This window comes from Paenibacillus sp. OK060 (assembly GCF_900101205.1).
Classification (GTDB): domain Bacteria; phylum Bacillota; class Bacilli; order Paenibacillales; family Paenibacillaceae; genus Paenibacillus; species Paenibacillus marchantiae.
The window spans coordinates 813,327-839,120 of sequence record NZ_FNFR01000002.1 but is presented as its reverse complement, the minus strand read 5'-3'; the positions used below and the strand labels follow the sequence as shown (position 1 = coordinate 839,120).

18 protein-coding genes are annotated in these 25,794 nt (G+C 47.0%); 17 read left to right on the top strand and 1 reads right to left on the bottom strand.

From position 1 onward, the window contains the following. The first annotated feature begins 55 nt into the window (after nucleotides 1–55). The 17 genes from BLS14_RS09990 (at nucleotide 56) to BLS14_RS09905 (ending at nucleotide 25,258) form a co-directional block, all read left to right on the top strand. Nucleotides 56–2,797, top strand: a complete 2,742-nt coding sequence (locus BLS14_RS09990; protein ID WP_090951398.1) for an S-layer homology domain-containing protein — start codon at nucleotides 56–58, stop codon at nucleotides 2,795–2,797. 163 nt (nucleotides 2,798–2,960) lie between these two features. Then, nucleotides 2,961–3,656 carry an endonuclease III gene (gene nth, locus BLS14_RS09985; protein ID WP_063566827.1) on the top strand — a complete coding sequence of 232 codons (696 nt, stop codon included), beginning with the start codon at nucleotides 2,961–2,963 and terminating at the stop codon, nucleotides 3,654–3,656. A 23-nt stretch (nucleotides 3,657–3,679) separates the two neighbouring features. Then, complete coding sequence (locus BLS14_RS09980; protein ID WP_090951395.1) at nucleotides 3,680–3,952, top strand: NAD/NADP transhydrogenase alpha subunit; 273 nt, start codon at nucleotides 3,680–3,682, stop codon at nucleotides 3,950–3,952. 295 nt (nucleotides 3,953–4,247) lie between these two features. After that, nucleotides 4,248–7,919 (top strand): dynamin family protein, encoded by a 3,672-nt coding sequence (locus tag BLS14_RS09970; protein WP_090951390.1) that lies wholly within the window; start codon nucleotides 4,248–4,250, stop codon nucleotides 7,917–7,919. 321 nt (nucleotides 7,920–8,240) lie between these two features. Next, nucleotides 8,241–10,013, top strand: coding sequence for an ABC transporter ATP-binding protein (locus BLS14_RS09965; RefSeq protein ID WP_063563179.1), 1,773 nt, complete (start codon nucleotides 8,241–8,243; stop codon nucleotides 10,011–10,013). Next, nucleotides 10,010–11,860, top strand: a complete 1,851-nt coding sequence (locus BLS14_RS09960) for an ABC transporter ATP-binding protein (RefSeq protein ID WP_063563178.1) — start codon at nucleotides 10,010–10,012, stop codon at nucleotides 11,858–11,860. The genes BLS14_RS09965 and BLS14_RS09960 overlap by 4 nt, the downstream gene beginning before the upstream one ends. Nucleotides 11,861–11,996: 136 nt before the next feature. After that, nucleotides 11,997–13,184, top strand: a complete 1,188-nt coding sequence (purT, locus tag BLS14_RS09955) for a formate-dependent phosphoribosylglycinamide formyltransferase (RefSeq protein ID WP_063563177.1) — start codon at nucleotides 11,997–11,999, stop codon at nucleotides 13,182–13,184. Continuing rightward, nucleotides 13,174–13,632, top strand: a complete 459-nt coding sequence (locus tag BLS14_RS09950; protein ID WP_062328403.1) for a GNAT family N-acetyltransferase — start codon at nucleotides 13,174–13,176, stop codon at nucleotides 13,630–13,632. Before purT ends, BLS14_RS09950 begins: the two co-directional genes overlap by 11 nt. Nucleotides 13,633–13,981: 349 nt before the next feature. Continuing rightward, on the top strand, nucleotides 13,982–14,800 hold the full coding sequence (locus tag BLS14_RS09945) for a CAP domain-containing protein (protein WP_240321286.1): 819 nt from the start codon (nucleotides 13,982–13,984) through the stop codon (nucleotides 14,798–14,800). 248 nt (nucleotides 14,801–15,048) lie between these two features. Next, nucleotides 15,049–15,915 carry a GDSL-type esterase/lipase family protein gene (locus BLS14_RS09940; protein ID WP_063563176.1) on the top strand — a complete coding sequence of 289 codons (867 nt, stop codon included), beginning with the start codon at nucleotides 15,049–15,051 and terminating at the stop codon, nucleotides 15,913–15,915. After that, the gene (locus tag BLS14_RS09935; RefSeq protein ID WP_143021531.1) at nucleotides 15,916–16,881 is read left to right on the top strand and encodes an ABC transporter ATP-binding protein; all 966 of its coding nucleotides are present in this window, start codon (nucleotides 15,916–15,918) and stop codon (nucleotides 16,879–16,881) included. It abuts the gene before it with no gap. Continuing rightward, nucleotides 16,874–17,863, top strand: a complete 990-nt coding sequence (locus tag BLS14_RS09930) for an ABC transporter permease (RefSeq protein WP_063563174.1) — start codon at nucleotides 16,874–16,876, stop codon at nucleotides 17,861–17,863. The genes BLS14_RS09935 and BLS14_RS09930 overlap by 8 nt, the downstream gene beginning before the upstream one ends. A gap of 76 nt (nucleotides 17,864–17,939) precedes the next feature. After that, nucleotides 17,940–19,919, top strand: coding sequence for a DNA topoisomerase IV subunit B (gene parE, locus BLS14_RS09925; RefSeq protein WP_063563173.1), 1,980 nt, complete (start codon nucleotides 17,940–17,942; stop codon nucleotides 19,917–19,919). 12 nt (nucleotides 19,920–19,931) lie between these two features. Then, the gene (gyrA, locus tag BLS14_RS09920) at nucleotides 19,932–22,394 is read left to right on the top strand and encodes a DNA gyrase subunit A (protein ID WP_090951385.1); all 2,463 of its coding nucleotides are present in this window, start codon (nucleotides 19,932–19,934) and stop codon (nucleotides 22,392–22,394) included. Between the two features lie 229 nt (nucleotides 22,395–22,623). After that, entirely contained in the window at nucleotides 22,624–23,061 is a 438-nt protein-coding gene (locus BLS14_RS09915; RefSeq protein ID WP_063563171.1) for a MarR family winged helix-turn-helix transcriptional regulator, read from the top strand. A 242-nt stretch (nucleotides 23,062–23,303) separates the two neighbouring features. Continuing rightward, nucleotides 23,304–23,750, top strand: a complete 447-nt coding sequence (locus BLS14_RS09910; RefSeq protein ID WP_090951382.1) for a MarR family winged helix-turn-helix transcriptional regulator — start codon at nucleotides 23,304–23,306, stop codon at nucleotides 23,748–23,750. Continuing rightward, entirely contained in the window at nucleotides 23,747–25,258 is a 1,512-nt protein-coding gene (locus BLS14_RS09905) for a DHA2 family efflux MFS transporter permease subunit (protein ID WP_063563169.1), read from the top strand. Before BLS14_RS09910 ends, BLS14_RS09905 begins: the two co-directional genes overlap by 4 nt. Nucleotides 25,259–25,370: 112 nt before the next feature. On the opposite strand, the gene BLS14_RS09900 is transcribed toward BLS14_RS09905, so the two are convergent. After that, nucleotides 25,371–25,715, bottom strand: a complete 345-nt coding sequence (locus BLS14_RS09900) for an MGMT family protein (protein WP_072733382.1) — start codon at nucleotides 25,713–25,715, stop codon at nucleotides 25,371–25,373. Between the last annotated feature and the right edge of the window lie 79 nt (nucleotides 25,716–25,794).

The following is a 25,794-nucleotide window of genomic DNA, read 5'->3' as shown; positions in this document are numbered from 1 at the left end:
TTTACCGTGAATCTGCGGAATATCGGCCGTTTTACATGAGAGAGGGGAATCACAGGTGACTTTTAAATATAACAATCCATCACACTCTAAAAAAGTAGTTTCAGCCGTGCTTGCAGGCATGATGGCCCTTAGCGCTGGCGGAGCTGCCATGGCAGCAGAATCAACAGATACGGGGCAAGGCCAGACTGCAACTGTAAGCAATACAGCTGCACCAACCGGTTTGTTCAGTGATATCAAGGTCGGATATTGGGCTGAGAAACATGTGTACAAGCTGGCCTATCAAGGCATTCTTCTCGGTAACAACGGCCTGTTCCGTCCAGGAGACGCGGTAACACAGCAGGAAGCTGTGACGATGGCGATCCGTTTTATGAACAAGGAGAACCAGTTGAACGACAGCACGGCTACGGCATTACCGACAAATATGGAAGTGGGAAACTATTTCAAGCCATATGTCGCTTTGGCGCTTCAACTGGGACTGATTGATAAAACCGAAGAATCTACTGTGGATGTATCCAAAACATCCTGGGGGCAGAAGCAGGCATCACGTGAATGGATTACAAAATTGCTGATCCGTTCGTTGAACAAAGATGCTGAAGCGAAGGCACAAAACAATCAATCTACCGGATTTGCAGATAATGATAGCATTACCGAAAGTGGCAAAGGGTACATCAATCTGGCTGTAAGTTTGGATCTGGCCAAAGGTGTAGAAGGCAACAAGTTTAACCCAACGGGCTCTGTAACTCGTGCCCAACTTGCTACATTCTTTAGCCGCGGCGAAACGTTAACGGATACGAAGTATGCGAACACATCCACAGGTTATGTAACAGGATTAAAAGATGGGCAGATTACGCTGGTTGTGGACGGAAAAGCTGTTAACTTCGCAGTGAACAGTAGTACGCCTTACTTTACAAAAGACAGTGAATCCCGTGCATCGTCTGCGGATGTGAAGCTGTATACCAAAGTTCAGATTGTAGGTACTACCACCGGTACGGCTTCCTATGTCGAAGTGGTCGATGCTACGCCGCAGGTAGAAAGCGTTGAAGGTACGTTTGCTCGTTCATTATCAGGTAATAAAATTGGCTTGTTTGTAGGCGAGAATTATGAAACATACGGCTATGATGAGTCAACAGCATTTATGGATCAAAATGGAAATGCAATCAAACTGTCTGATATTACAGCAGATAGCACCATTGAAGTACAACGTGAGACGTTCTCGGCTGACAAAAAGACAGTTGTTATTCGTGTGAAGTCCGGTATTGTCAATAAAAGTGATAGTGGTGTCGTTGCTGAAGTAACGACTTCTGCCAAAACGATTAAGCTTACCAATGCAGCCGGAACTACAGAGCAATACACGTATAACGATAATCTGATCATTCGATATCAGGACCGAATCCTTTCCTTGGCTGAGCTCAAAGCGGGAAGTGCAGTGAAGTATACGGTGAAAGACAGCATCTTGCAAACGATCGAATTGTCGCAAGGTGTAGAGCAGTCTTTACGCGGTACACTGGTGGAGATCGGTGGTAACCAGTCCACACTGACGTTTAAACGTGAAGGTGGATCGCTGGAAGCGAAGCTGCTGGTAGAAAAGCCTGAAGTAGTCATCAACGGAATCCAGGATGCAACGCTGAATGATCTGATTACGGACGCAACCAATGGAGATCAGGTTGAGCTTACGCTAAACTCTGAAGATCGTGTGACGCGCATTCAAGTAATCGGACGTCAGATGGAGCCAATGAACGGGGTTTCCGTTGTATCCTACAACAGTAAAACAAAAGTATTGACGGTTCTCGACAGCAATAAAAAACCGTTTGTATTCACGCTGGATGCCAAAACGAAGCTGGACTACAACACAACGAAGCCTACACTTGCTGGATTGGAGTCTTTGTTAAATGATGGTCGCAAATTGGATCTGACGTATGTGGGAACTCGTGCGCTATCCGTTAAAGTGATCTACAAATACGAAGGCACAATCAGCAGTATTGATACTTCGGGCAGAAAAATCAGTTTGTTGTCTGGAAACCAAACGATCACGGTGCCGTACTCTACGGTTCCAACAATTGAGATCTACAACAAATCTGGAGCAAGTCTGAGTGATCTGAAGATCGGTGATAGTGTCACAGTTACGCTTGGTTCGAATCAGGACTATGTGCAGAAAGTGGCTTTGAACACCGTGGCTCAATTTGAAGTAGTCTCTGTAGAAACCAATGGACGTGTTCGCGTGAAATCGGACTCGCTGACAAGTCAGTTCTATGTCGATCAAGCGGTTTTGACAGGAGAAAGTGGTCAGACCATTACGGCGTCACAATTGACAGCGGGCAACCTGATTAACGTTACATTTGAGGGAACTACGCCTAAAGCGGTTCAAGTCGTTAAACGTACGCTTGCGGAGGTTACATCTGTTGATGCTTCGTCAGTTACACTGAAACTATTCAATGGTCAAAGTGAGACGGTTCCTGTTAGTGGTTCTGTAAAAGTGGTCAAATCAGGATCTACGTTAACCACTCTTGGCAGTCTCACTGTAGGTGACCGTGTTGAGATGACAAAGGATACGGATAATTCCACCCGTTTCAGAGTGTTGACGGTCATGAGCAAACAGTTCTGGTCTTATGATGGAGTCGGTAACCAAATTTTGGTTAAACGTGAGTCCACATCTGACACGAATTATCGTTTTGCACTGGGTACAGGCGCATTTGTTCACCAGGGTGACAACACTTTAAGCGTGCAATCTCTCAAAGATAATGATAATATTGTATTGTATCTCCTGAACAACGTTGTACTGGAGATCCAAAAACAGTAATCGTTTCTTTTCGAGGATCAAAAGAATGACCGTCTTGATGCGGGATCTTTCCCGTATCAGGACGTTTTTTTTGCAAGATTTTTGGGGTCCCCGCAAAGTACTCGAAAGAAGCTTCGAAGTAAGGCTCCACCTCGTGGAGTCATTTTGTGGGAGGTAGCTCTTCATGAATGCAGCCACTGTTAGGCATATACTTGAAACAATGGAAGCGATGTTTCCTGATGCACATTGCGAATTAAATCACAGCAATGCGTTTGAATTGACTGTAGCCGTCCTATTGTCTGCCCAGTGCACCGACGAAACGGTAAACAAGGTAACCGCAGACTTGTTCAAAAAGTACACCAGTCCTGCCGATTATCTGTCTGTTCCTCTCGAAGAACTGGAACAGGATATCCGGCGTATCGGTTTGTACCGAAACAAGGCCAAGCATATTCAGAACATGTGCCGAATTTTAATAGAGCAGTATGGCGGTGATGTACCGCAGGAACATGATCAGCTTGTGACGCTCCCTGGTGTCGGGCGGAAAACTGCAAATGTCGTTGTATCCAATGCATTTGGAGTCCCGGCAATTGCGGTGGATACGCATGTTGAACGTGTATCCAAAAGGCTGGCACTAGCAGGTTGGGATGACTCCGTACTTGAAGTCGAGAAAAAACTGATGAAGCGCGTACCCCGGGATGAGTGGACTTTAACTCATCATCGGTTCATATTTTTTGGACGCTACCATTGCAAGGCACAAAACCCTCAATGTCATGTCTGTCCATTGCTGGACATATGCAGAGAAGGTAAAAAGCGTATGAAAACGTCCCAAATCAGGAAAGATAAGGAACGTGCCACAACCCCAAAACGAAAAATAAATTAATGAGTAGAAGAGGATGAGTAATCATGAAATGCATTTCCGTGTACACTGACAATTTTGAGGCCTTCTCCGATATTTTCGAACAAATCGTTGAACAGGAAATGGCTGAAAACGAAGAAAAAGAAGTAGAAGGCATCACTGTAAGCCATTCTGGCGATGTGCCTGAACATTATTTGGAGCGTATGTCCACGAAACCAGAAGTGGTTGTCATGAGAGACAAAGGTCGTGACATTACGATTCTGCAGCATGGACAAGTATTTGAAATTTTGCTGCCTTCGATGGAGAACGTTGTTTCTTAAGAGATTTGGAATAATAAGATATGCTGCTTCTATGTCACTGGGTTATCCTTTTGAAGGTGATCCCATTGGGCATGGACGCAGCATGCTTCTTATGGAATACAATCGTTTCACAGATAAAACCGACAGGATCGGTTTTATTTTTTTATGTGGAGAATTGCGATGTGAAAATTTCTTTGTCAGTCATCTTGCATTCAAACCGTTCAATTTCAAACTTGATAATGGTAAAATAAATGAATTATAAGATAAAGACATCGGACCAGATGTCAAATTAGAGGAGCCAGGGGGAAGGCCAGTCATGTCCAGAACAGATTACCCAGTAGAGATGGCCAAACCTCTGCTTCCACTGCGAGAAGCGATGGAGCAGACAGGGGACCATACAGCTGTACAGGCTTTAACGGATTTGATCAGTAAGGCGGAAATGAAACAGTTAACGATTGCGTTTTGTGGACACTTCTCGGCAGGTAAATCGAGTCTAATTAATAGTTTATGTGGCAAGCGGGTTTTGCCTTCGAGTCCTGTACCTACAAGTGCGAATGTTGTATCCATCCGTAACGGTGAGCCGAGAGCACTTATTTATACGTCATCGAACGTAAGCGCTGACAATTCAGCGGGAGTACTTGAGGTTTCGCCAGAACAATTGGAAGAGTATTGCAAGAATGGTGGGGCATACACCTCCATTGAAGTATGGGACGACATTTCCCTACTGAAAGATGATGCGGTATTACTTGATACACCAGGCGTGGATTCGACCGATCAGGGGCACAGCCTAGCAACACATTCAGCACTTCATCTTGCCGATGTGGTGTTCTATGTGATGGATTATAACCATGTGCAATCGGAAAGCAACCTTTCTTTTGCCAAAAGTTTATCCGATTGGGGCAAACCGTTGTTTCTAATCGTAAACCAGATTGATAAACATCGGGAACGGGAGCTTTCGTTTGACCAATATGTTGAAGGTGTAGAAGCTATTTTTGCAGCCTGGGAAGTCCGGTATGATGGTCTGCTGTTTACTTCGCTTCGGGACAAGGAGCATCGTTACAGCCAGTGGAAGCAGCTTCCTCAACTGATTGAACATATGATGAATGAGAAGGAAGGGTTAATCAAGCATAGCCTTGCAAGCTCTGCGAGCCATGTGACTGAGCAGCACCTGACTAGACGTGCGGAAGAACGCGAAGAGGAAGAGACAGCGCTCCTGGAGGAAGTAGGGGGCAAGGAAGGTATTGAACACCTGGAACGGGAGTTGGGTCTCCTGGATCAAAAGGAAGCAGAACTTCGTTCCAAACCATCACGGGAACGGGAGAAGTTTCGGGCGGAGTTGGAACCCCTTCTGGCAAATGCGAACCTAACCCCTGCCGATATTCGTACCTCTGCGGCAGCTTATTTGGAGAGCCGTAAACCCGGTTTCCGGGTAGGCTTATTGTTCTCTGGTGGTAAAACCGAGCAGGAGAAACTGCGTCGTGCCGCTGAGCTTGTGAGACTTCTGCATGATCAGGTCTCGGGACAAGTAGAAGTGCATATCCGTACCATGCTTAGACAGTTGGGCGAAGCCCATCAGCTGTGGGGTGCTGAGTGGGAGCAGGCGCTGAACGCGGAGCTGCCTACAGTAGATGAAGCACTGCTGGAGATGAAACGGAGCGCCAGCGCAGAAGTATCTCCCGAGTATGTGCTTCAATTCAGCAAAGATATACGGGGCGAGATTGAGGCCCGTTACCGCAGGTCGGCCATGATGCTGGCCGACCGCTTGCTTGAAGCGCTGGGCGCGCAAGGCGAAGCCGCGCTCCAGGCGCTGGACGCCAGCCGCACAGCGCTGCTGGCGCAATCCGCGTCGGCGACGCGCTACACGGCGCTACAGCGCGCCGCCGACGCCGAGGCAGCAGGGCTGCGCAGCCTGCTGCCGCCTGCGGGCCCCCTCACCTCCGGGCTATTGCCGGAGGTGCAGGGCCCGCCCGTGCCCGCGCACGAGCCGGGTGAAGCACCCGGCCCGCACACGGGCACGGCAGAGTCTGTGGCTGCGCAGCCACAGACTCCAGGGGCACCGCCGCCGCGCAAAGCGGCGGTGCACGGGCAGCCGGCGGCTGGCACACAGCGCCGCCGGCGCCTGGACGCAGCGGCGGCACGGCTGGAAGCCGCCGCTGCGCTGGTAGAGCCGTACCCCGCCATGGGGTCGGCGGTACGGGATCTGCGTGCACGCGCGGCTTCGCTTGCGGGCGGCACGTTTACGCTGGCGCTGTTCGGAGCGTTCAGCGCCGGTAAGTCCTCCTTCGCCAACGCGTTGCTGGGCGAAGCCGTGTTACCGGTCTCGCCGCATCCAACGACAGCGGCAATTAACCGGATCATGGCTCCGTCCGGTGGCGCGGAGCATGGAACTGCCCGGGTCCGGATGAAGTCCCCGGACGCCTTCCAGGAGGATCTTGCGTATTCCTTCCGTTTGCTTGGACTGGGCGAGCCTGGGGCAGACTGGCAAAAACGCGTCAAAGCCCTTTCACCACAGGATGTGCATCCGGCGGGGCGCCCGCATTACAGCTTTTTGCAGGCAGCTGCAGCAGGCTGGGAGGATACCGCAGCTCAACTCGGCCAGGATGTGCTGGTGGATCTGAACGGATATCGTAACTTTGTCGCTAATGAGAAGAAGTCTTGCTTTGTCGACAGTATTGACCTGTACTACAGTTGTGATGTGACAGAACAAGGCATTGTCCTTGTAGATACGCCAGGGGCTGACTCCGTGAATGCCCGTCATACGGGCGTCACATTCAATTATATGAAGAATGCGGATGCACTCATTTTCGTAACGTACTACAATCATGCCTTCTCTCAAGGAGACCGACAGTTCCTGAATCAATTGGGACGCGTCAAAGACAGCTCGGCGATGGATCAGATGTTCTTTGTAGTTAATGCAAGTGATTTGTCTTCCTCTGAAGAGGAGTTGGAGCAGGTTCTTGACCATGTGAGTACTCAGCTGCGCAGTAATGGCATTCGGGCACCACGCCTATTTCCTGTATCCAGCATGCTGGCAATGGAAGGCAAGACGGGCAACGATGCGACATTGCTGGAGCAATCCGGCTTCATTCAGTTCGAGAAAGAATTTAACCGATTTGCAGGAAGTGAGCTTGCGGACCTTGCAGTTGGTGGAGCTTCTGAAGAGATCGCACGGGTGATAAAACGTCTGAAGACACGTGCCGAGGATGCGACTCAGGGGGAAGAGGTTCTACAGCGACGTCGGGATGAGCTGGGCTCAATCCAGGAACAGTCGCTTCAGAGGGTACATTTGCTTGCGGAACGGTCCATGAAGGCAGAACTGGCTCAGGAAACGTCTGAACTTCTGTTCCATGTGCGGCAGCGCCTGGGTTATCGTTTTGGTCTGTTCATGGCAGAAGCGTTCCATCCATCCGTTCTTCGTGAGGATCGCGGGAATCTGAAAGCAGCCTTTGCAGCCTGCGGTCGCGAACTGCTGCGCATGATTGCCATCGAACTGGAGCAGGAACTGCTTGCTACTACACTCCGACTCGAACAGGCGGGTCAGACTTGGCTGCACAAACAAGTGACCGAATGTGTAGATGAATTGAAACGATTATCCGGAGGAATGGATCTGTCGTTGCCGCTGAACGAACGCTGGAGTACACCTGTCCTGGACGAGGTGCGTTTGGAAGAACCTTCGGGTTGGAAAACATATCTGAGTTATTTCCGTAATCCGAAACAGTTCTTCGAAGGAGATGGACGACAGCGGCTGCAGGAGGCACTTGACCCAGTTATTAAACAGATGGTGATCGATGTTCTGCCTGCTGCGGAAAATAAGCTGGTCCAATTCTATGACAACCAGCTTGGGCAGTCTTTGCAGCATCAATCCCGTCAATTGGAAGAGAGACTTGAGGAGGCCGTGAGTGCCCTCCATGAGACTCTGACCAGTGGAATTCCTGCCGAAGAATGGGAGAGTCTGTCTGTACAACTGGGGCAGATTGAATGTGAATAAAAGGTATTCAAATCCATGTCTGTATGTAAACGGTTGAAAAGCGAAATGAGATATACAGCGATATGTTGAAATGTTGTCGTTGTACCAAAAAAGGCCCCTGCCTCTAAAGGTATACAGGGAGCCTTTTTTGGTACGAACAACCTGAAAGGAAGAGAATATTCAAACATTTGATTGATAGAAGGGTATCTACCTCCCTTAATGACGCATTAAGGTGAAAGTAGCCTGAATATGGTCGCTTATTCGCTTTGCCGCGAAGGGGGGACGGTGATAAACTTCATAAATGTTCATACTGATTTTGAACGATATAAGAGGAGGAGAGACATGGATGTTCTCAGGCAATTGCAGATCTTTTTCTGGGAGAAGCGCTCGTATTTATTTTTATCGATCTTATGCCTCGCCATAGCGACCGCGCTTGGACTGGTGTATCCGAACATGCTAAGGATACTGATTGATGACGTCATCACTCCGCGCAATTTTGAAGACGTTCCCAAACTTGCTTTAACGGTATTAGGTGTCGTTATTTTGAAAGCGGGAATGCAATTTTTACACGGTCTTTTTGGAGGGCGTCTCGGAAACTTCTTGGCGTACCGACTTCGTAACGCTTGTTACGAAAAGCTTCAATTTTTATCCTTCCGGTATTACGACACGGCCAAAACGGGAGACTTGATGTCCCGCCTCACTGGAGATCTCGAAGCGATCCGTAACTTTATCGGATTTGGCTTCGCTCAAATTCTCAACATGGTTCTGATGGTCGTATTCGGCGCAATCATGATGATGACCATGAGTTGGAAGCTTACCTTGCTAACGCTCATATGTATTCCTCTGCTTGCCTTCGTTGCGCTGAGATTCGAATCCCGAATTCACCCTGCATTCCAAGAAATGCGGCTGGCACTCAGCTCTTTGACGACAGCAGTACAGGAGAATATTACAGGTGTGCGTACTGTAAAGTCATTTGCACGTGAGCCTCACGAAGTGGAGAAGTTTGCCGTCCGTAACGAGCGTTACAAAACGAACCAGATTCATGCAGCAACATTATGGAGTCAATACTTTCCGATCATGGAGATTCTCGCTTCGGTCAGCGTAGTTCTTCTGCTCCTCATTGGCGGAAACATGGTTATTCAGAAAACGTTAACACTCGGTGAACTCGTTGCCTTTTTCAGTTTGATCTGGTACATAATCGGTCCAATGTGGAACCTTGGCTTCCATATCAATAACTATACGCAATCCAAAGCATCGGGTGAACGGGTGTTGGAACTTTTGAATACGCCGGTAGATGTACAAGAGACAGAAGATCCGGTCATTGTAGAGGCTGATCAAGTCAAAGGGCATGTGGCCTTTGAATCCGTTACCTTTGCTTACGGCAATAAAATGCCGGCAGTGACCGATATTAACTTTGATGCGCCACCAGGCTCCGTCATTGGCTTCCTGGGAGGAACAGGCTCGGGTAAATCAACTATTATTCAGCTCCTGATGCGTGCATACAACGTGAACTCGGGCACCATCAAGCTGGACGGAAAAAATATTAAGGACATTGGAATTCGCAGCCTGCGGAGTCAGATTGCTTCTGTGTTCCAGGAAACGTTCCTGTTCTCTTCCAGCATTCGCAACAACATTTCATATGGACTCAAAAATGTAACCATGGATGAAATTATCCGTGCAGCCAAACTGGCCAAAGCACATGAATTCATCATGGAATTCCCTGAAGGATACGATACGGTCGTCGGGGAGCGGGGAATGGGCTTGTCGGGAGGACAAAAACAGCGGATTGCAATTGCTAGAGCTCTGCTGAAAAACCCGAAAATTCTCGTTCTGGATGATGCAACCAGTGCAGTCGACATGGAGACCGAACATGAAATTCAATCCGGATTCCAGGAAGTCATGCGTGGAAGAACGACGTTTATCATTGCGCATCGGATCTCTTCCTTGCGTCACGCAGATGAGATTCTGGTACTGGATGAAGGACGTGTCGTTCAACGTGGCACACACAAACGTCTCATTGAAGAGCCTGGACCTTACCGGGACGTATATGAGATTCAATACGCAGATTATATTGCCCGCGGTAAGCGGGAGGCTGGGGAGCAGGTGAATTCATGAGTGCCGAAACGGTAGCCGATAGGCGGGAGGTCAAAGAGACCTCTGATAAGAAAATGAATGAACGTTTTGTATATCAGGACGACGAAATAATTGAAAAACCGTTTAACTGGCGTGAGTTCGGACGTTTGTTCGCTTACATGAAACCTTATGCAAGACAACTCTTGCCACTCATTATTCTAATGATGATTTTGGGTACCATTACGAAATTGTCCGTTCCATTTTTGATCAGTTTGGCGATTGATAAAGCAATTGCACCTGCAACGGGTTTGCCAAGCTTGACGATGCTTTATATTATTGCTGGTTCTGTACTTGTGTTGTATCTGATTCAATGGGCGGCTAATACGTACCGAATCAAATTGACGAACATTATCGGGCAACGGGTCATTTACGATCTTCGCTCGGATTTGTTCAAACACATCCAGAAGCTGTCCTTTAACTTCTTTGACAAAAGACCTGCGGGCTCGGTATTGGTGCGTGTCACCAATGATATCAACTCCCTGCAGGATCTGTTCACCAACGGTGCGGTCAATGTCATGATTGACTGTGTGCAGTTGTTGGGGATTATCGTCATTTTGCTGCTGATCAACTGGAAACTGGGCCTCGCGGTCATTATTACGGTTCCGCTCATGTTTATTATTTCGACCAAACTGCGTGTGCTGATCCGCCGTGCCTGGCAGGATGTACGTATGAAGAACTCACGCATCAACTCCCATTTGAATGAATCCATTCAGGGGATTCGTGTGACTCAGGCCTATACGCAGGAAAAAGAAAACATGAAGTATTTTGACAACATGAATCTGTCGAGCAAAAAATCATGGGATAGAGCATCGGCCATGAACCAAGGCTTTGGTCCTCTGATTGAAATTACGGGCGGCTTCGGTACGTTAATCCTGTTCTGGTTTGGTGCTTATCTGATTCAAGAAGGGCAGCTGACAATCGGATTGCTCGTAGCTTTTGCTAACTATGTCGGCAACTTCTGGGACCCGATTAACCGTCTGGGACAGATGTACAATCAGTTGCTCGTTGCTATGGCTTCCTCCGAACGGATTTTTGAGTTTATGGATGAGGAGCCAAGTATTGCGGATAAACCTGGAGCCAAGCCGCTTGCTTCTATTAAAGGAGATATTGTATTCGACAATGTGGTGTTTGAATATGAGAAGGGCAGACAGGCGCTGAAGGGAATCAGTTTCGCTGCAGATGCCGGACAATCGATTGCACTTGTAGGTCATACGGGTTCAGGTAAAAGTACCATTATCAATCTCATCAGCCGATTCTATGACATATCAGGCGGACGTCTCACTATTGATGGTCAGGATGTAAGGGATGTAACGGTTGAAAGTCTGCGCAGCCAGATCAGTATTGTGTTGCAGGACACGTTTATCTTCTCTGGCACCATTCGCGATAATATTCGTTTTGGACGGCTTGATGCAACCAATGAAGAAGTGGAAGAAGCTGCGAAGGCAGTTAATGCCCATGAATTTATTATGAAGCTGCCGGGTGGATACGATACGGAAGTCGAAGAACGCGGGAATGTATTATCTATGGGACAACGGCAATTGTTATCCTTTGCCCGTGCCTTGCTGGCTGACCCTCGAATCTTGATTTTGGATGAAGCGACTGCCAGTATCGACACCGAAACGGAGCTCAAAATTCAGGAGGCTTTGAAAGTGCTGCTGCAAGGAAGAACTTCCTTTATGGTGGCCCACCGTCTCTCCACGATCCGAAATGCGGATAACATTATCGTGCTAGATCATGGTGAAATCAAGGAAGAAGGAAACCATGAGCAACTTATCCAGAAACAAGGAGTTTATAATGGGTTAATAGAAGCTCAATACAGATTTTTGTAAAAATTGATCGAAAAAACACAAAAAATCTTGTAAAATTCACAAGAAAAATAGGGAGCACTCTTGCATTCTTTAACCAAAACCCCGAAAATAGAGAGATAGATATAGAAGATTTCTCTTTGGGAGGATTGGAAAGAACATGTGGGGTGCTCCATTTTCGGCTCAAGCCAAAAAAATGCTGCTATTGGGCAGCGGAGAATTGGGAAAAGAGGTCGTTATTGAGGCTCAACGACTGGGAGTAGAGACGATCGCTGTTGATCGTTACGAAAACGCACCTGCCATGCAGGTTGCGCATCGGTCTTACTGCATCGACATGTTAAATGCCGAAGCTCTGAAACAATTGATCCGAAAGGAACAACCTCATTACATCGTACCTGAGATTGAAGCAATCGCAACAGAAGCTTTACTCGAGCTTGAGGAAGAAGGATTTTGTGTCGTTCCTACGGCCCGTGCTGCCCGTTTAACGATGGATCGCGAAGGCATCCGCCGTCTGGCAGCCGAACAATTGAACCTTCCGACAGCGGCCTATCTTTTTGCGGACAACCTGGAACAACTTCAGGAAGCTGTTCGTGAATTGGGTACACCATGCGTCATCAAACCACTAATGAGTTCTTCCGGTAAAGGGCAGAGTGTATGCCGTACATCGGATGATGTAGAGGATTGCTGGAACATTGCTCTTTCGGGAGCACGTGGCAAATCCGTACGTGTCATTGTGGAAAGCTTTGTGAAGTTTGACAGCGAAATTACGCTGCTCACTGTTAGATCTGTCTCAGGGACTGTATTTTGTCCTCCGATCGGTCATATTCAGAAAGATGGGGATTATGTCGAATCGTGGCAGCCTCATGCGATGACACCAGAGCAATGGGAACAAGCTTGTCATATTGCCAAGTTGGTTACGGATGAACTCGGTGGTTATGGACTGTTCGGGGTCGAATTATTCCTGACATCAGATGGAGTTGTGTTCAGCGAGGTATCGCCTCGTCCGCATGATACAGGCATGGTTACTATGGTAACGCAAGATAGTTCCGAGTTTGCGCTGCATGTGCGTGCAATTCTTGGTTTTCCGGTCACAGGTGTACATTTACTGACACCGGGAGCTTCAGCAACGCTGAAGGCTAATGATGAAACATCTGACTTTACTGTAGGCGGGATTGAAGAAGCACTGGCGCTTCCTCGTACTCAGGTTCGTGTATTTGGCAAACCTGAGACCAAAGTGGGACGCCGAATGGCCGTAGCATTAAGTGCCGGCCAAGATGTGGAAGAAGCTCGTAAAACAGCGGTACAAGCCGCTAATATGCTGAAAGTGGAGGTAAATCATGTCCAATAATGTTGAGGCCCCTGTACTGATGATCCGAGAGTGTGAACTGCGAGATGCTGAAGCGGTAACGGGACTGATGCGAGAGGTCAGCTATCCCACAACAGCCAATGTCATGAAAGAGCGCATTGAATGTTTGGAAAGCAATCCAAACGCATGCATGCTTGTTGCCGAAGTGGATGAACAGATTATTGGTGTGATTGGCTTGCAATGTGTGCAAAGTCATGCCTATCCGGAACCTGCCGCACAAATTACGTCCTTGATTGTAGGGCAAGAGCATCGTGGGGGCGGAATTGGCCGTCGTCTGATGGCTCGTGCCGAGGATTGGGGCAGACAGCAAGGTGGGAAACAATTGTTTGTCACCGGAGCGAACCGTGAAGTGACTTCAACAACCTATTCTTTCTACGAGCATATTGGTTTCCAGAAGAGAGGCTATCGTTTCAGTAAAGTCCTTCTATAGAAAAAGAGTTTTATTATATCGCGATCTTCACGTTTTTGGTGTGGTGAATGATAAATAGAAGATAAGTGGCATTCGGCAAGCATTTCTTGTCCGGATGCCATTTTTTTATGCCGTATTTTAAAGTTGATGGTTGGGGTTTTAGTTGATATACCAGTGTTTTAAGAGCAAGTTGCAGGATATGGTGCAATGTACTATAAACCGTCCACGCCCCTTTGAAACAGGATTAAAAATGACAAAAAAGTTACTTTTCCATAATTTATGGGTTCACAATCTACTATTCAATTGATATACTCCTAGAGTATTAATTACAAAGTTGTCATAACTAATATTTCTAAGGAGATGAATGAATTTGAAGAAGAAATGGATGAAAACCGTGGTAACCAGCAGTCTGACAGCCGTACTCGCCGTAGGGGTTATGCTCCCTGCTTCCGCTTCTGCTGCAGATGCATCATATAAAACAACTACTAAAACTACAACGTTTAAAATTACGAGTGCGGATAGCTTAAAAGCGTACATTGAACAATGGCTGAAAGATAATGGTTACACTGTATCAACTGGCGAGGGGCAAACAACAGTAGAGAAGCCTGTAACACAGCCTGATCAAACAACTAAACCTGATCAAACTACCAAACCTGCTCAACCGACAACACCTGCAAAACCGGTAACACCTGCAAAACCTTCTCAAGAAGAGAAACCGGCAACTACACCAACCAAAGATCCTTCAAATAGTGGAACTGGAACTGGAACGACTACGGGCAATACAGGCAATTCAAGCAACAGTGGTAGCGAGAGCACACAATCGGATTTTGCAGCTCAAGTAGTAAAACTTGTGAACGCTGAACGTGCCAAAGCTGGCCTGAGCGCATTGGCTTCCGACGCTCTTTTGGACAAAGTGGCTGTAGCCAAAGTTAAAGACATGAGCAACAACAATTATTTTGATCACCAATCACCGACTTATGGTTCTCCGTTTGACATGATGAAACAATTCGGAGTAACTTACAGCTATGCTGGCGAGAATATCGCAAAAGGGCAAAAAACACCTCAAGAGGTTGTTACAGCTTGGATGAATAGCGAAGGCCACCGTGCGAATATCCTAAGTAAAAACTTTACGAAAATTGGTGTTGGATTTTACAACGGATATTGGGCTCAAGAATTTATCGGTAACTAATTCATTTTATTGAAGAATATTTTGATTTTAGTTCAAAAAAAAGGTTATGTCATCACAGCTCGAAGCTGTGCATGACATAGCTTTTTTTTGTAAAAGCATATTTGAAACTGAATTCTGCTTAATACAGCGGCAAAATTTGCAAATTAACGACAGAACATTTATGTTATTTAGAAAAAGCGTCATCTTAATGTAAAATCATTTTAAATTTTAAGCACCCAGCCAGGTGTACATGAGCGGAGATGTGATGAATGAAAAAAAGAAATCTTGATTCAGCGCCATGGATCTGGAGAACCATTAGTACAGTGTCCATATTAACAACATTGCTGCTGTTATTTGGATTTGGATACGCCATTAAAGACGTCATTTTTCCTGAGGGAGATGCCCAATTAGGTACAGGACAGCAGACAACGACACCTGCAAAGGATAGCGGGCAATCAACACCTGTGGTGAAAGATGGCAAAATTCGAATGGCTGTAATCGGTGATTCCCTGGCAAGAGGTACTGGGGATGATGAGGGGCTTGGTTTTGTAAGGCGGGCAGGTAATTTGCTTAAAGATCAGGGATATGATGTGCAAGTGCTTAACAATATGGGTGTGAACGGTTTGAGAACAGACGCATTGTTGAGCAAGCTAGATGAACAAGGCGTACGTTATGTCTTACAACAGTCCAACTTTATTCTGTTGTCGATCGGAGCCAATGATCTATTCCAGGGTGGACAGGTTTTACAGGGAGAAGACGCGCCCACGGCAGAGACACTTGCTGCGGCATTACCGGAGACGTCGAAGCGTTTGCAGGAGATCTTGAAGAAAGTGAAAGAAATTAACCCTGATGCACAGATTGCCTACATAGGGCTATACAATCCGTTTGGGGATGTGAAAGAACTCAAAGAGCCAGGAAATGCGGTTGTAGCTGCATGGAACGATGCTGCAATGAAGGTTCTGAACAATGAGGACAAGATGACACTTGTACCTACATTTGATCTGTTTGAAAATCATCTGGGACAATATCTGTCGTCAGATCATTTTCATCCCAATGGAGAAGGCTACGAGCAAATTGCGGTTCGGATTGCACAGGAATATCAGGCAGAGACTCCAGCAGAAGGGAGCGGAAAATAAATGGCACAAGAACAGACTGATTCCGTATTGTCCGTGCAGCATCTGAAGAAAAAGATTGGACGCAAATGGATCATTAAGGATGTTACTTTTGACGTTAAACCAGGCGAAATTTTCGGTTTCCTGGGACCCAATGGTGCCGGGAAGACAACAACCATCCGGATGTTAGTTGATTTAATTAAACCGACAGAAGGTAAAATTCAAGTCTGTGGGTATGATGTCAACCGTGATCCTGAAAGGGCCCTGAGATATGTGGGTTCCATTGTTGAAAACCCGGAAGTGTACACGTATTTGACCGGATGGGAAAATCTTGAGCATTTTGCCCGTATGCAGCCAGGCGTGGATAATGACCGTATTCAGGAAGTTGTGGATATTGTACGCCTCGATCAGCGGATTCATGATAAAGTAAGAACCTACTCTCTGGGGATGCGTCAACGACTTGGCATTGCACAGGCATTGCTTGGTCGCCCAAGGCTGCTGATTCTGGATGAGCCAACGAACGGACTTGATCCCAAAGGGATTAAGGAACTTCGCGTCTTTATCAAACAGCTTGCAAGTGAAGGCATGGCTGTATTCGTCAGCAGTCATTTGCTTAGTGAGATTCAACTTCTCTGTGACAGGGTGGCGATTATCAGTGCAGGGCGCGTGCTGGCAGTTGGCGGCGTCAATGAACTGATTGAAGACCATTCCAAATTGGCGATATGGCATGTTACTCCGCTGGAGGAAGGTAAAAAAATGCTGTTGAATGCAGGTGTTTCCTTGGTGGATCGGCCTGCAGATGTTATGGATGATTCCATTGTTGCAGGGCTTGGTCCGAATGCTGTCGTTGCTGAAATGCATGAAGATCGAATTCCGGCCCTAGTCCAGCAAATGGTGCAAGCCGGAATTCAGGTTGAAGGAGTGCAGCGGATTCAGCCTACGCTGGAACAGCTATTCTTAAAAATGACAGAAGGTGAATCCATTGAGTAACATCATGCCGCTGATCCGAAACGAAACGATCAAAATGGTAAAGAAAAAACGTCTTTATATTATTTTTATCGTACTCGCGGTCCTGGTTCCGATGTTTACGTATGCCCAGATGAAATCTGCGGAAAATAATCGTGACAAGTTTGGCGGCGACTGGCGGCTTGAGCTGCAACAAGCCATTACGGATAATCAGAACTCGCTTGGCAGTGACCGGGTACCTGAAGAATACAAAAAGTACAGGACTGTGTACATCCAGCAAATGCAATACTATCTGGAGAATGACATCAATCCGAAGGAGCCTGGCGGTGTAACTTTTACGCGGGAATTCATGAATAACGCCGTTGGATTGTTTATACCACTGCTCATTATGGCGATTGCCTCGGATCTGGTATCCGGTGAGCGCACCACAGGTACGATTAAAATGCTTCTGACCCGTCCGGTCAAACGTTGGAAAGTGTTGCTGAGTAAGCTCATCACGTTGATTATGTTCGTGTCGATTATTGTGGTGTCGGCGTACGTCATCTGTTATGTCATTTCGGGAGCGGTATTCGGATATAAAGGTTTCGGTATGCCGATCTTTACCGGATTCAAGGTTGTGGGTACAGATGTCGATATGTCAGCAGTCCATGCAGTGGACCAGTGGTTGTATATGCTAATGCAGGCAGGGCTCATCTGGTTCGTCAGTATAATTGTGGCGATGCTTGCCTTCATGGTCTCTGTGCTAGTGCGAAGTACAGCAGCAAGTATTGTCATCATGATGGCAGCACTCATAGCAGGAACTATTCTCACCAGTATGGCCGCATCCTGGCAGTCAGCCAAATATTTGTTCATGGTTAACCTCGAACTTCCAAATTATTTGTCTGGCGGATTGCCACCAATCGAAGGGATGAATTTAGGTTTTTCCCTTATTGTGCTTAGTGTTTGGGGCATTGCTTCACTCTTTGTGTCATTCATTGTCTTTACGAAACGGGATATCTTGAATTAAAATGGACAAGGATAAGAAAACATCTGTTTGCATTTTAGGCATTTTTTTAGTTGCAAGTTAAGAAGGGGGAGCATGAATGGTCGAGCAAATCGATATGTCGGCAGGTTCGACAGGCGGAGGACAAGGGTCTTCAGGCTACGACGCGGACGACATTCAAGTACTTGAAGGACTGGTAGCGGTACGGAAACGGCCGGGGATGTACATCGGCAGCACCAGCTCTTCGGGTCTACATCATTTGGTATGGGAAATCGTGGATAACGCTGTCGACGAACATCTCGCCAAATTCTGCTCCAAAATCGATATCACGCTGCATAAGGACGGTTCTATTACGGTTCAGGATAACGGAAGGGGAATTCCGACAGGTATACATAAAACAGGGATTCCTACTCCCCAGGTCGTGTTTACGATTTTGCACGCAGGCGGAAAGTTCGGTGGATCAGGATACAAAAAATCAGGCGGTTTGCACGGTGTAGGTGCGTCAGTTACGAACGCATTGTCCGAATGGCTTGAAGTCGAGATTTTCCGTGATGGCAAGATTCATCGTCAACGATTCGAGTATTGGCAGGACAAAAAAGGCGTTGAGCATGTCGGAGAACCGGTGTCTGGTCTCGAAGTATTGGGCAATACCAATCGAACGGGAACCAAAGTTACGTTTAAACCGGATATTCGCGTGTTCCAGAGCGGCATTCAATTTAATTATGATACACTGGCAGAACGTCTTCAGGAGATTGCTTTCCTGAACTCGGGGCTGAGAATTATGCTCAAGGACGAACGTTCAGGCAATCAGGATGAGTACATGTACGAAGGCGGAGCAAGCCAGTTTGTTGCTTTTCTTAACGAAAATAAAGATGTGCTGCATGATGTCATTCACTTCTATGCGGAGAAGGATGACATTGAGGTCGAAGTGGCGATCCAGTATAACGCGGGTTATACGGAAACGCTGGCGTCGTTCGTCAACTCGATTCCCACTAGAGGTGGCGGTACACATGAGACCGGATTCAGAGCAGCTTATACACGTGTGATGAATGATTACGCAAGGCGTACCAGCATGATTAAGGAAAAAGATAAAAACCTTGAAGGTAATGATTTGCGTGAAGGCATGATGGCTGTCATCAGTGTCAAAATGTCGGAGGTCGAATTCGTAGGACAAACGAAGGATCAACTCGGTAGCGCTTCCGCGCGAAGCGCAGTGGATTCTGTCGTGTCCGAGAACATCCAGCGGTTTTTGGAAGAAAACCCGCAGGTTGCGCAAACGTTGATTCGCAAAGCGGTTCAGGCCTCCAGAGCCAGAGAAGCTGCACGCAAAGCACGTGATGAGATGCGGACGGGCAAAAAACGCAGCGAAAGCTCCAACCTCAATGGCAAGTTGACTCCGGCACAATCGAAGGATTTTACCCGGAATGAACTGTTTATCGTCGAAGGGGATTCCGCAGGCGGTTCAGCCAAACAGGGGCGTGACTCCAAGATCCAGGCGATACTCCCGCTTAAGGGGAAACCGCTCAATCCGGAAAAAGCGAAGTTGGCTGATATCCTCAAAAACGAAGAATACCGCGCCATTACATCGGCGATCGGGGCGGGTATTGGAACCGAATTCGCAGTTGAAGACAGCAATTATTCCAAAATCATAATTATGACGGATGCTGATACGGATGGTGCACATATTCAGGTACTATTGCTGACTTTCTTTTACCGCTACATGAAACCGTTAATTGATGCAGGAAAAATATATATTGCTCAGCCGCCGCTTTACAAACTCACGCGCAAATCCGGCAAAATGGCAAGTGTACGTTATGCCTGGACCGATGAAGAGCTGGCGAATTACATGAAAGAATTTGGAACCAATGTGGAGCTCCAACGTTATAAAGGGCTTGGCGAGATGAATCCGGATCAACTGTGGGAGACTACAATGAACCCGGAAACACGTGCATTGCTCAAGGTACAGATCGTTGATGCAGCGAAAGCGGAGCGTCGAGTATCTACGCTTATGGGTGATAAAGTTGATCCACGCAAACGCTGGATTGTAGAGAATGTCGACTTTACAGAGTACGAAGAATAGAAGGTGCTTGGAATGAGCCTATCAGAACAATTTATGCCGGCCTTTCTCGAAGAGGTCGTAGGTGACCGTTTCGGTCGCTACTCTAAATACATTATTCAGGACCGGGCCATTCCCGATGTACGGGATGGTTTGAAGCCTGTGCAGCGGCGTATTCTGTACGCCATGTACGATTCAGGAAATACGCCGGAGAAACCATATCGTAAGTCAGCCAAAACCGTTGGGGATGTCATGGGTAACTACCATCCTCACGGGGACTCCTCCATCTATGAAGGTATGGTGCGGATGGCACAGCCATGGAAAATGGGCCATATGCTCGTGGACGGTCATGGTAACTGGGGATCACAGGATGATGATCCGGCTGCAGCGATGCGTTATACAGAGGCCCGTTTGTCGTCCATCGCTATGGAGATGCTTCGCGACATCGAGAAACGGACTGTTCTGTTTAAGGATAATTTTGATAATACGGCCAAAGAACCGGTTGTATTACCATCGCGTTATCCGAACCTGCTGGTCAACGGCGTAAGTGGGATTTCCTCCGGGTTTGCAACGGAGATCCCTCCACATAATTTGCGTGAAACCATTGATGCTTGTATTGCCGTGATGGAGAAGCCGTCGATTGAACTGGACGAGATTATGATGTTTATCAAAGGTCCGGATTTTCCGACAGGCGGATTAATCATGGGCGGCGACGGAATTCTGGATGCTTATCGCACAGGTAAAGGACGGATCTATCTCCGGTCCAAAACCGATATCGAGAATATGCGCGGTGGCAAACAGCAAATCGTCATTACCGAGATCCCTTATCAGGTCGTAAAATCCCGTCTGGTTACAGCGATGGAGAACATTCGGCTGGAGAAAAAGGTTGAAGGAATCGCCGAAGTTCGGGATGAGAGTGGGCGTGAAGGCCTGCGAATCGTGGTTGAGCTGAAAAAAGAAGCGGATGCACAAGGTATTTTGGCTTATTTGCTGAAGAAAACCGACTTGCAGGTCACTTACAACTTCAACATGGTTGCGATTGTAAACAAAGCCCCTCAGCAATTGGGATTGAAATCAATCCTCGAGGCTTATATTGCCCATCAGCGTGAAGTTGTGACGTTCCGTACCCGCTTTGAGCTGGAGAAGGCGGAAGACCGTGCACATGTCTTGGAAGGTCTGGTAAAAGCTCTTAACATCCTTGATGAGGTCATTGCGGCTATTAAAGCTTCGAAGAACCGTCAGGATGCTCAAAATAACCTGATGTGGATGTTTGGTTTCTCCGAACGTCAAGCGGATTCCATTCTGACTTTGCAATTATACCGATTGACCAATCTGGAGATTACTTCTCTGGAAAAGGAACTTGGCGAACTGATGAAGAAGATCGCGCAATTACGCTCCATTCTGGATAGTGACCGCAAGCTGATCGGAGTCATTCGTAAAGAACTGATGGAGATTCGTGAGAAATACGGAATTGATCGTCGCTCAGCCATTCAAGGCGAAGTAGAAGAACTCAAGGTTAATCTGGAAGTGCTGGTGAACGCAGAAGATGTATTTGTCACATTGTCCAAAGAGGGATACATCAAGCGTACAGGCATGCAATCATTCACACGATCCGGCGGGGAACGTAACGCAAGTGGTGTGAAGGAAGGCGATTATATCGCTCAGGTCCTTGAAGTAAACACGCTTGAGAATTTGCTGGTATTTACGAAGAAAGGCCAGTATTTCCTGTTGCCTGTGCATCAGGTACCGGAATTCAAGTGGAAAGATCCGGGGACGGCGATCGTCAACGTCATTCCTCTGGCAAAAGACGATCGAATCTCAAGTGTGCTTGCTGTTAAATCTTTCGAAGAGCCGGATCACAGTCTGGTCTTTGTCACTCGCAAAGGACAGGTTAAACGTACCGAGCTGAAGGAATACGTCACCAAGCGTTCTGGCGCAGTAGCCGCATGCAAAGTCGGCAAGGATGATGAGGTATTATCCGTTCTTCTGAGTACAGGTGGCAAGGACATCATGCTGATCACCAAAGAAGCCATGGCCATCCGTTTCCGTGAGGATGAAGTAAATCCGATGGGTCGTGTGTCTGGAGGCGTACGTGGTATTCAGTTAAAAGAAACGGATGAAGTCGTATCTGTTCTGTGGGTGGAAGGCGATGAAGGCGAGGTTGCTATATTGTCTGACTTGGGTTATGGCAAACGCTCGTTACTGCTGGATTATGCTCTGCAGAGCCGTGGCGGCAAAGGACTGGCAACATTTGAATTCAAGGAAGGCAAACGGGTAAAACCGAACGGTAGCCGAATTGCCGGAGCGTTCTATTGTCGGGAACAACGGAATGTAACGGTGATGACCAAGGAAGGTCAAACACATCACATTTCTTCCGAAGCTGTACCTATTACTGAACGGAAACATATTGGTAAATTGCTTGTGCATGTGGATAAACAGGATGAAATTGTGGAGCTTATCATGGATCTCACAGAGAATCAGGCAGCTTCTTCCTCCTAATAAGGATTCAATAAAGACTCTTTGCAGAGCAGGGAAACCTGTCATGTGAGGAGTCTTATTTTGTTGTTCAAACGCGGATTAAAAGAGGACCTCCATGCGAAGTTTAACAACCTTCGTCGATTACGGTCGATCGCTGGGAAATTGAAAAAAGGCAGCAGGAATGCGGCTTTGAAGGGCGAAAACTTAAGCAGGTGAAGTGATAACCGGTTGCAGAGAGGAGCGATTCAAGATGTATAATTCCGATTTTGCCAAGTGCTGGTCGAGGCTGACCAAGGACTACAAGCTGCATATGGATCATGAGCTGGCACCGTCGTTAACAGAGGCGCAGCTGGCCGTACTGGAGGTTCTTGAGGATCACGAGAAGATGAAACCATCCGATCTGATTCCTTTTCTGGCTACAACACCCGCAGCAGTAACGATGTTGTTGGATCGTATGGAAAAAAACGGACTGATTCGCCGGGATCGGGATGATCAGGATCGACGAATTGTATGGGTATCTCTATCTGATAAGGGACGCATGGAGACCGAACGGGGAATCACGATTCGTAATGAATTTATGAATTCGGTGCTCAGCAACATTTCAATGCATAACCAGCAGTTGCTGGTTTATCTATTAGGCAAAATGACAACACCAAAAACAAAAGAGCATGCCTTGTCCACATCTTAAAGACGATGGACGCACGAATAATAGTAACCATGGAACTCTTGCTGAAAAGGCAGGAGGGCTGTGGTTATTTTTTATTGATGTGTACTTTAAAGAGTTTTGCCTGCTTTGGATAGGTAAGAATAATCTATAAAATTTTATATGTAAAGAGTTGACTATGTAAATATTTTTGTTATAATAAGTAATTGTTCCCCTGATATTTCGTGTACGAAATATTATATTCCATAAGTAAAAAGGGTGAATTAATGTCTGACACATACGAAGTATTCTACATTATTAATTCGTTTCGGCAGGTCAATCAACTGCTCTTCCGGGCATTCTGGAATGAAAACAAGGAAATTGAGCTCACTTCGATTCAATTTATGGTGTTATCCATTTTGAAGGAGCGCCCTTCGATCGGTATCAATGAAGTGGCTGATCTCTGTCATATGGGCAGCAGCTCCATGAGCGCTGTGGTGGAGCGTTTGGTCAAGGGTGAGTACATTGTTCGAACGCGATCCGACTCGGACCGTCGATCTGTAAAGCTTCAGATTACGGACAAAGGGGCACAGGCTCAGGAGGAAACACACCGTTTGTGGATGGAGCGAGTGTCACCTATTCTGGATATCCCGAAGGAAGACCTTGAGCACCTGCTAAGAATTCATAATCAAATGATTGAAAAGTTAGAAGGAAGAGAGATGAACAACCAATGAGTACTACTGCAGCAGCAGCGCCATCCTCAGCGATGGACAATATTAGGAAAGGCCCGATTGTGGCCGCATTGTTAATCGGTGCATTCGTCGCCTTCCTGAACCAAACTTTGATGAATGTAGCTCTTCCTAAAATTATGGAGGACCTCGGCATCGGAGCGAACAAAGCACAATGGTTGACTACGGGTTATATGCTCGTCAATGGTGTGTTGATTCCGGTTACGGCGTATCTGATCGCTAAATTCTCCACACGTCAAATTTTTATCACAGCCATGACGCTATTTACATTAGGAACCTTGGTCTGTGGTTTAAGTCCCAACTTTGCTATCCTGATGGTAGGTCGTGTTATTCAAGCGGCAGGTGCAGGTATCCTGATGCCTCTGATGACGGTTGTATTCTTGACGATCTTCCCTATTGAGAAGCGTGGTCAGGCGATGGGTACAATGGGGATCGCGATGATTCTCGCTCCGGCCATTGGACCAACATTGTCAGGTTATGTGGTTGAGCATTATTCCTGGAGACTGTTGTTCTATATTATTTTGCCATTCTCCGTTATTGCAACTGCAATCGGTATTGCGTTTGTCAAAAATGTAACACGTCAATCCAAACCTAAATTGGACTATCCAGGTGTTATTTTATCCACACTCGGTTTTGGTAGCTTGCTGTACGGCTTCAGTGATGCGGGTACAGACGGATGGGGCAGTGCAATTGTAATTGCTTGTCTGGTCGTAGGGGCGTTATCCCTGATTCTGTTCGTGATTAGACAGATGACAACCGATCATCCACTCTTGGAGTTCCGTATTTTCAAATACAACATGTATACATTAACAACGATTATTAACATGCTCGTTACGATGGCGATGTTTGCAGGTATGATTTTGCTTCCGATTTTCCTGCAAAATATTCGTGGATTCTCACCGATTGAATCCGGTTTGCTGATGATGCCGGGCGCCATCTTGATGGGGATTATGTCTCCAATCACAGGTCGCATCTTCGATAAAGTCGGAGCACGCTGGTTGTCCGTTGCCGGTCTTGCAATTACCGCTATCACAACTTGGGGGCTCAGCCGCCTGTCGATCGATACTACTTATGGTTACATGATGTTTATCTACACAGCTCGTATGTTCGGTATGTCGATGTTGATGATGCCAATTCAAACAGCGGGTCTGAATCAGCTGCCACAGCGTCTGAATGCGCATGGTACAGCGATGTCCAACACACTGCGTACGGTTGCGGGTGCGATTGGTACAGCGATTCTCGTTACGATTATGAGTAGCAAGTTGAAATCCCATCTGGCAGATACCTTGGCTACAGGCCAAATCGCTACAGATGATAAGGCTGCAATGCTTCGTGCTACCGCAGATGCAACCATCTACGGGGTAAACTATGCTTTTATTATAGCGACCGCAATGACAGTCGTTGCTCTGGTTCTGGCCTTCTTCATCCGTAAAACAAAACCGGCTACTGAACATGTAACAACTGAGCAACAGAAAGTGAATGCAACAGCATAAATCAACCTAGATTACTGTTATTATTCATTCAATAAAGGTCTTATATATACAAAAGAGAGTTCAGGCAGATCACACTGCTTGAACTCTCTTTTTGTTTTGCCTTGTTTTGACGTTATTCTTCATCGGCTGATGAATCAAAGAGGAAGGTAGGACCAGGATCATGACCAAAGAGTCTAAGGTTGATACTCCCATCCATCTGAAATTCAACACCCTCGCTAATAAGCTCCGTCTCCTGCATCAGGCGTGAATGCTCGTCGGGAATGGCTATCAGACCTTTGGCATTGACGACGCGGTGCCAGGGAAGCCGCTCCTTCCGGCTCATGGAGTGCAGAATGCGCACAACCTGTCGGGCAGCTCTCGGGCTGCCTGCATGAGCGGCAATCTGTCCATAGGTCATGACTTTTCCCTCAGGGATTGCTGCGATGATGGCGACGACCTGCTTCGTAAAAGGTGTCATAGTAGGTCTTCCTTTCCATTGGAGTAAAAAAAACCGCGCCATTCAGATAAGGAATCTGGATGACACGGTTTACGGTCAG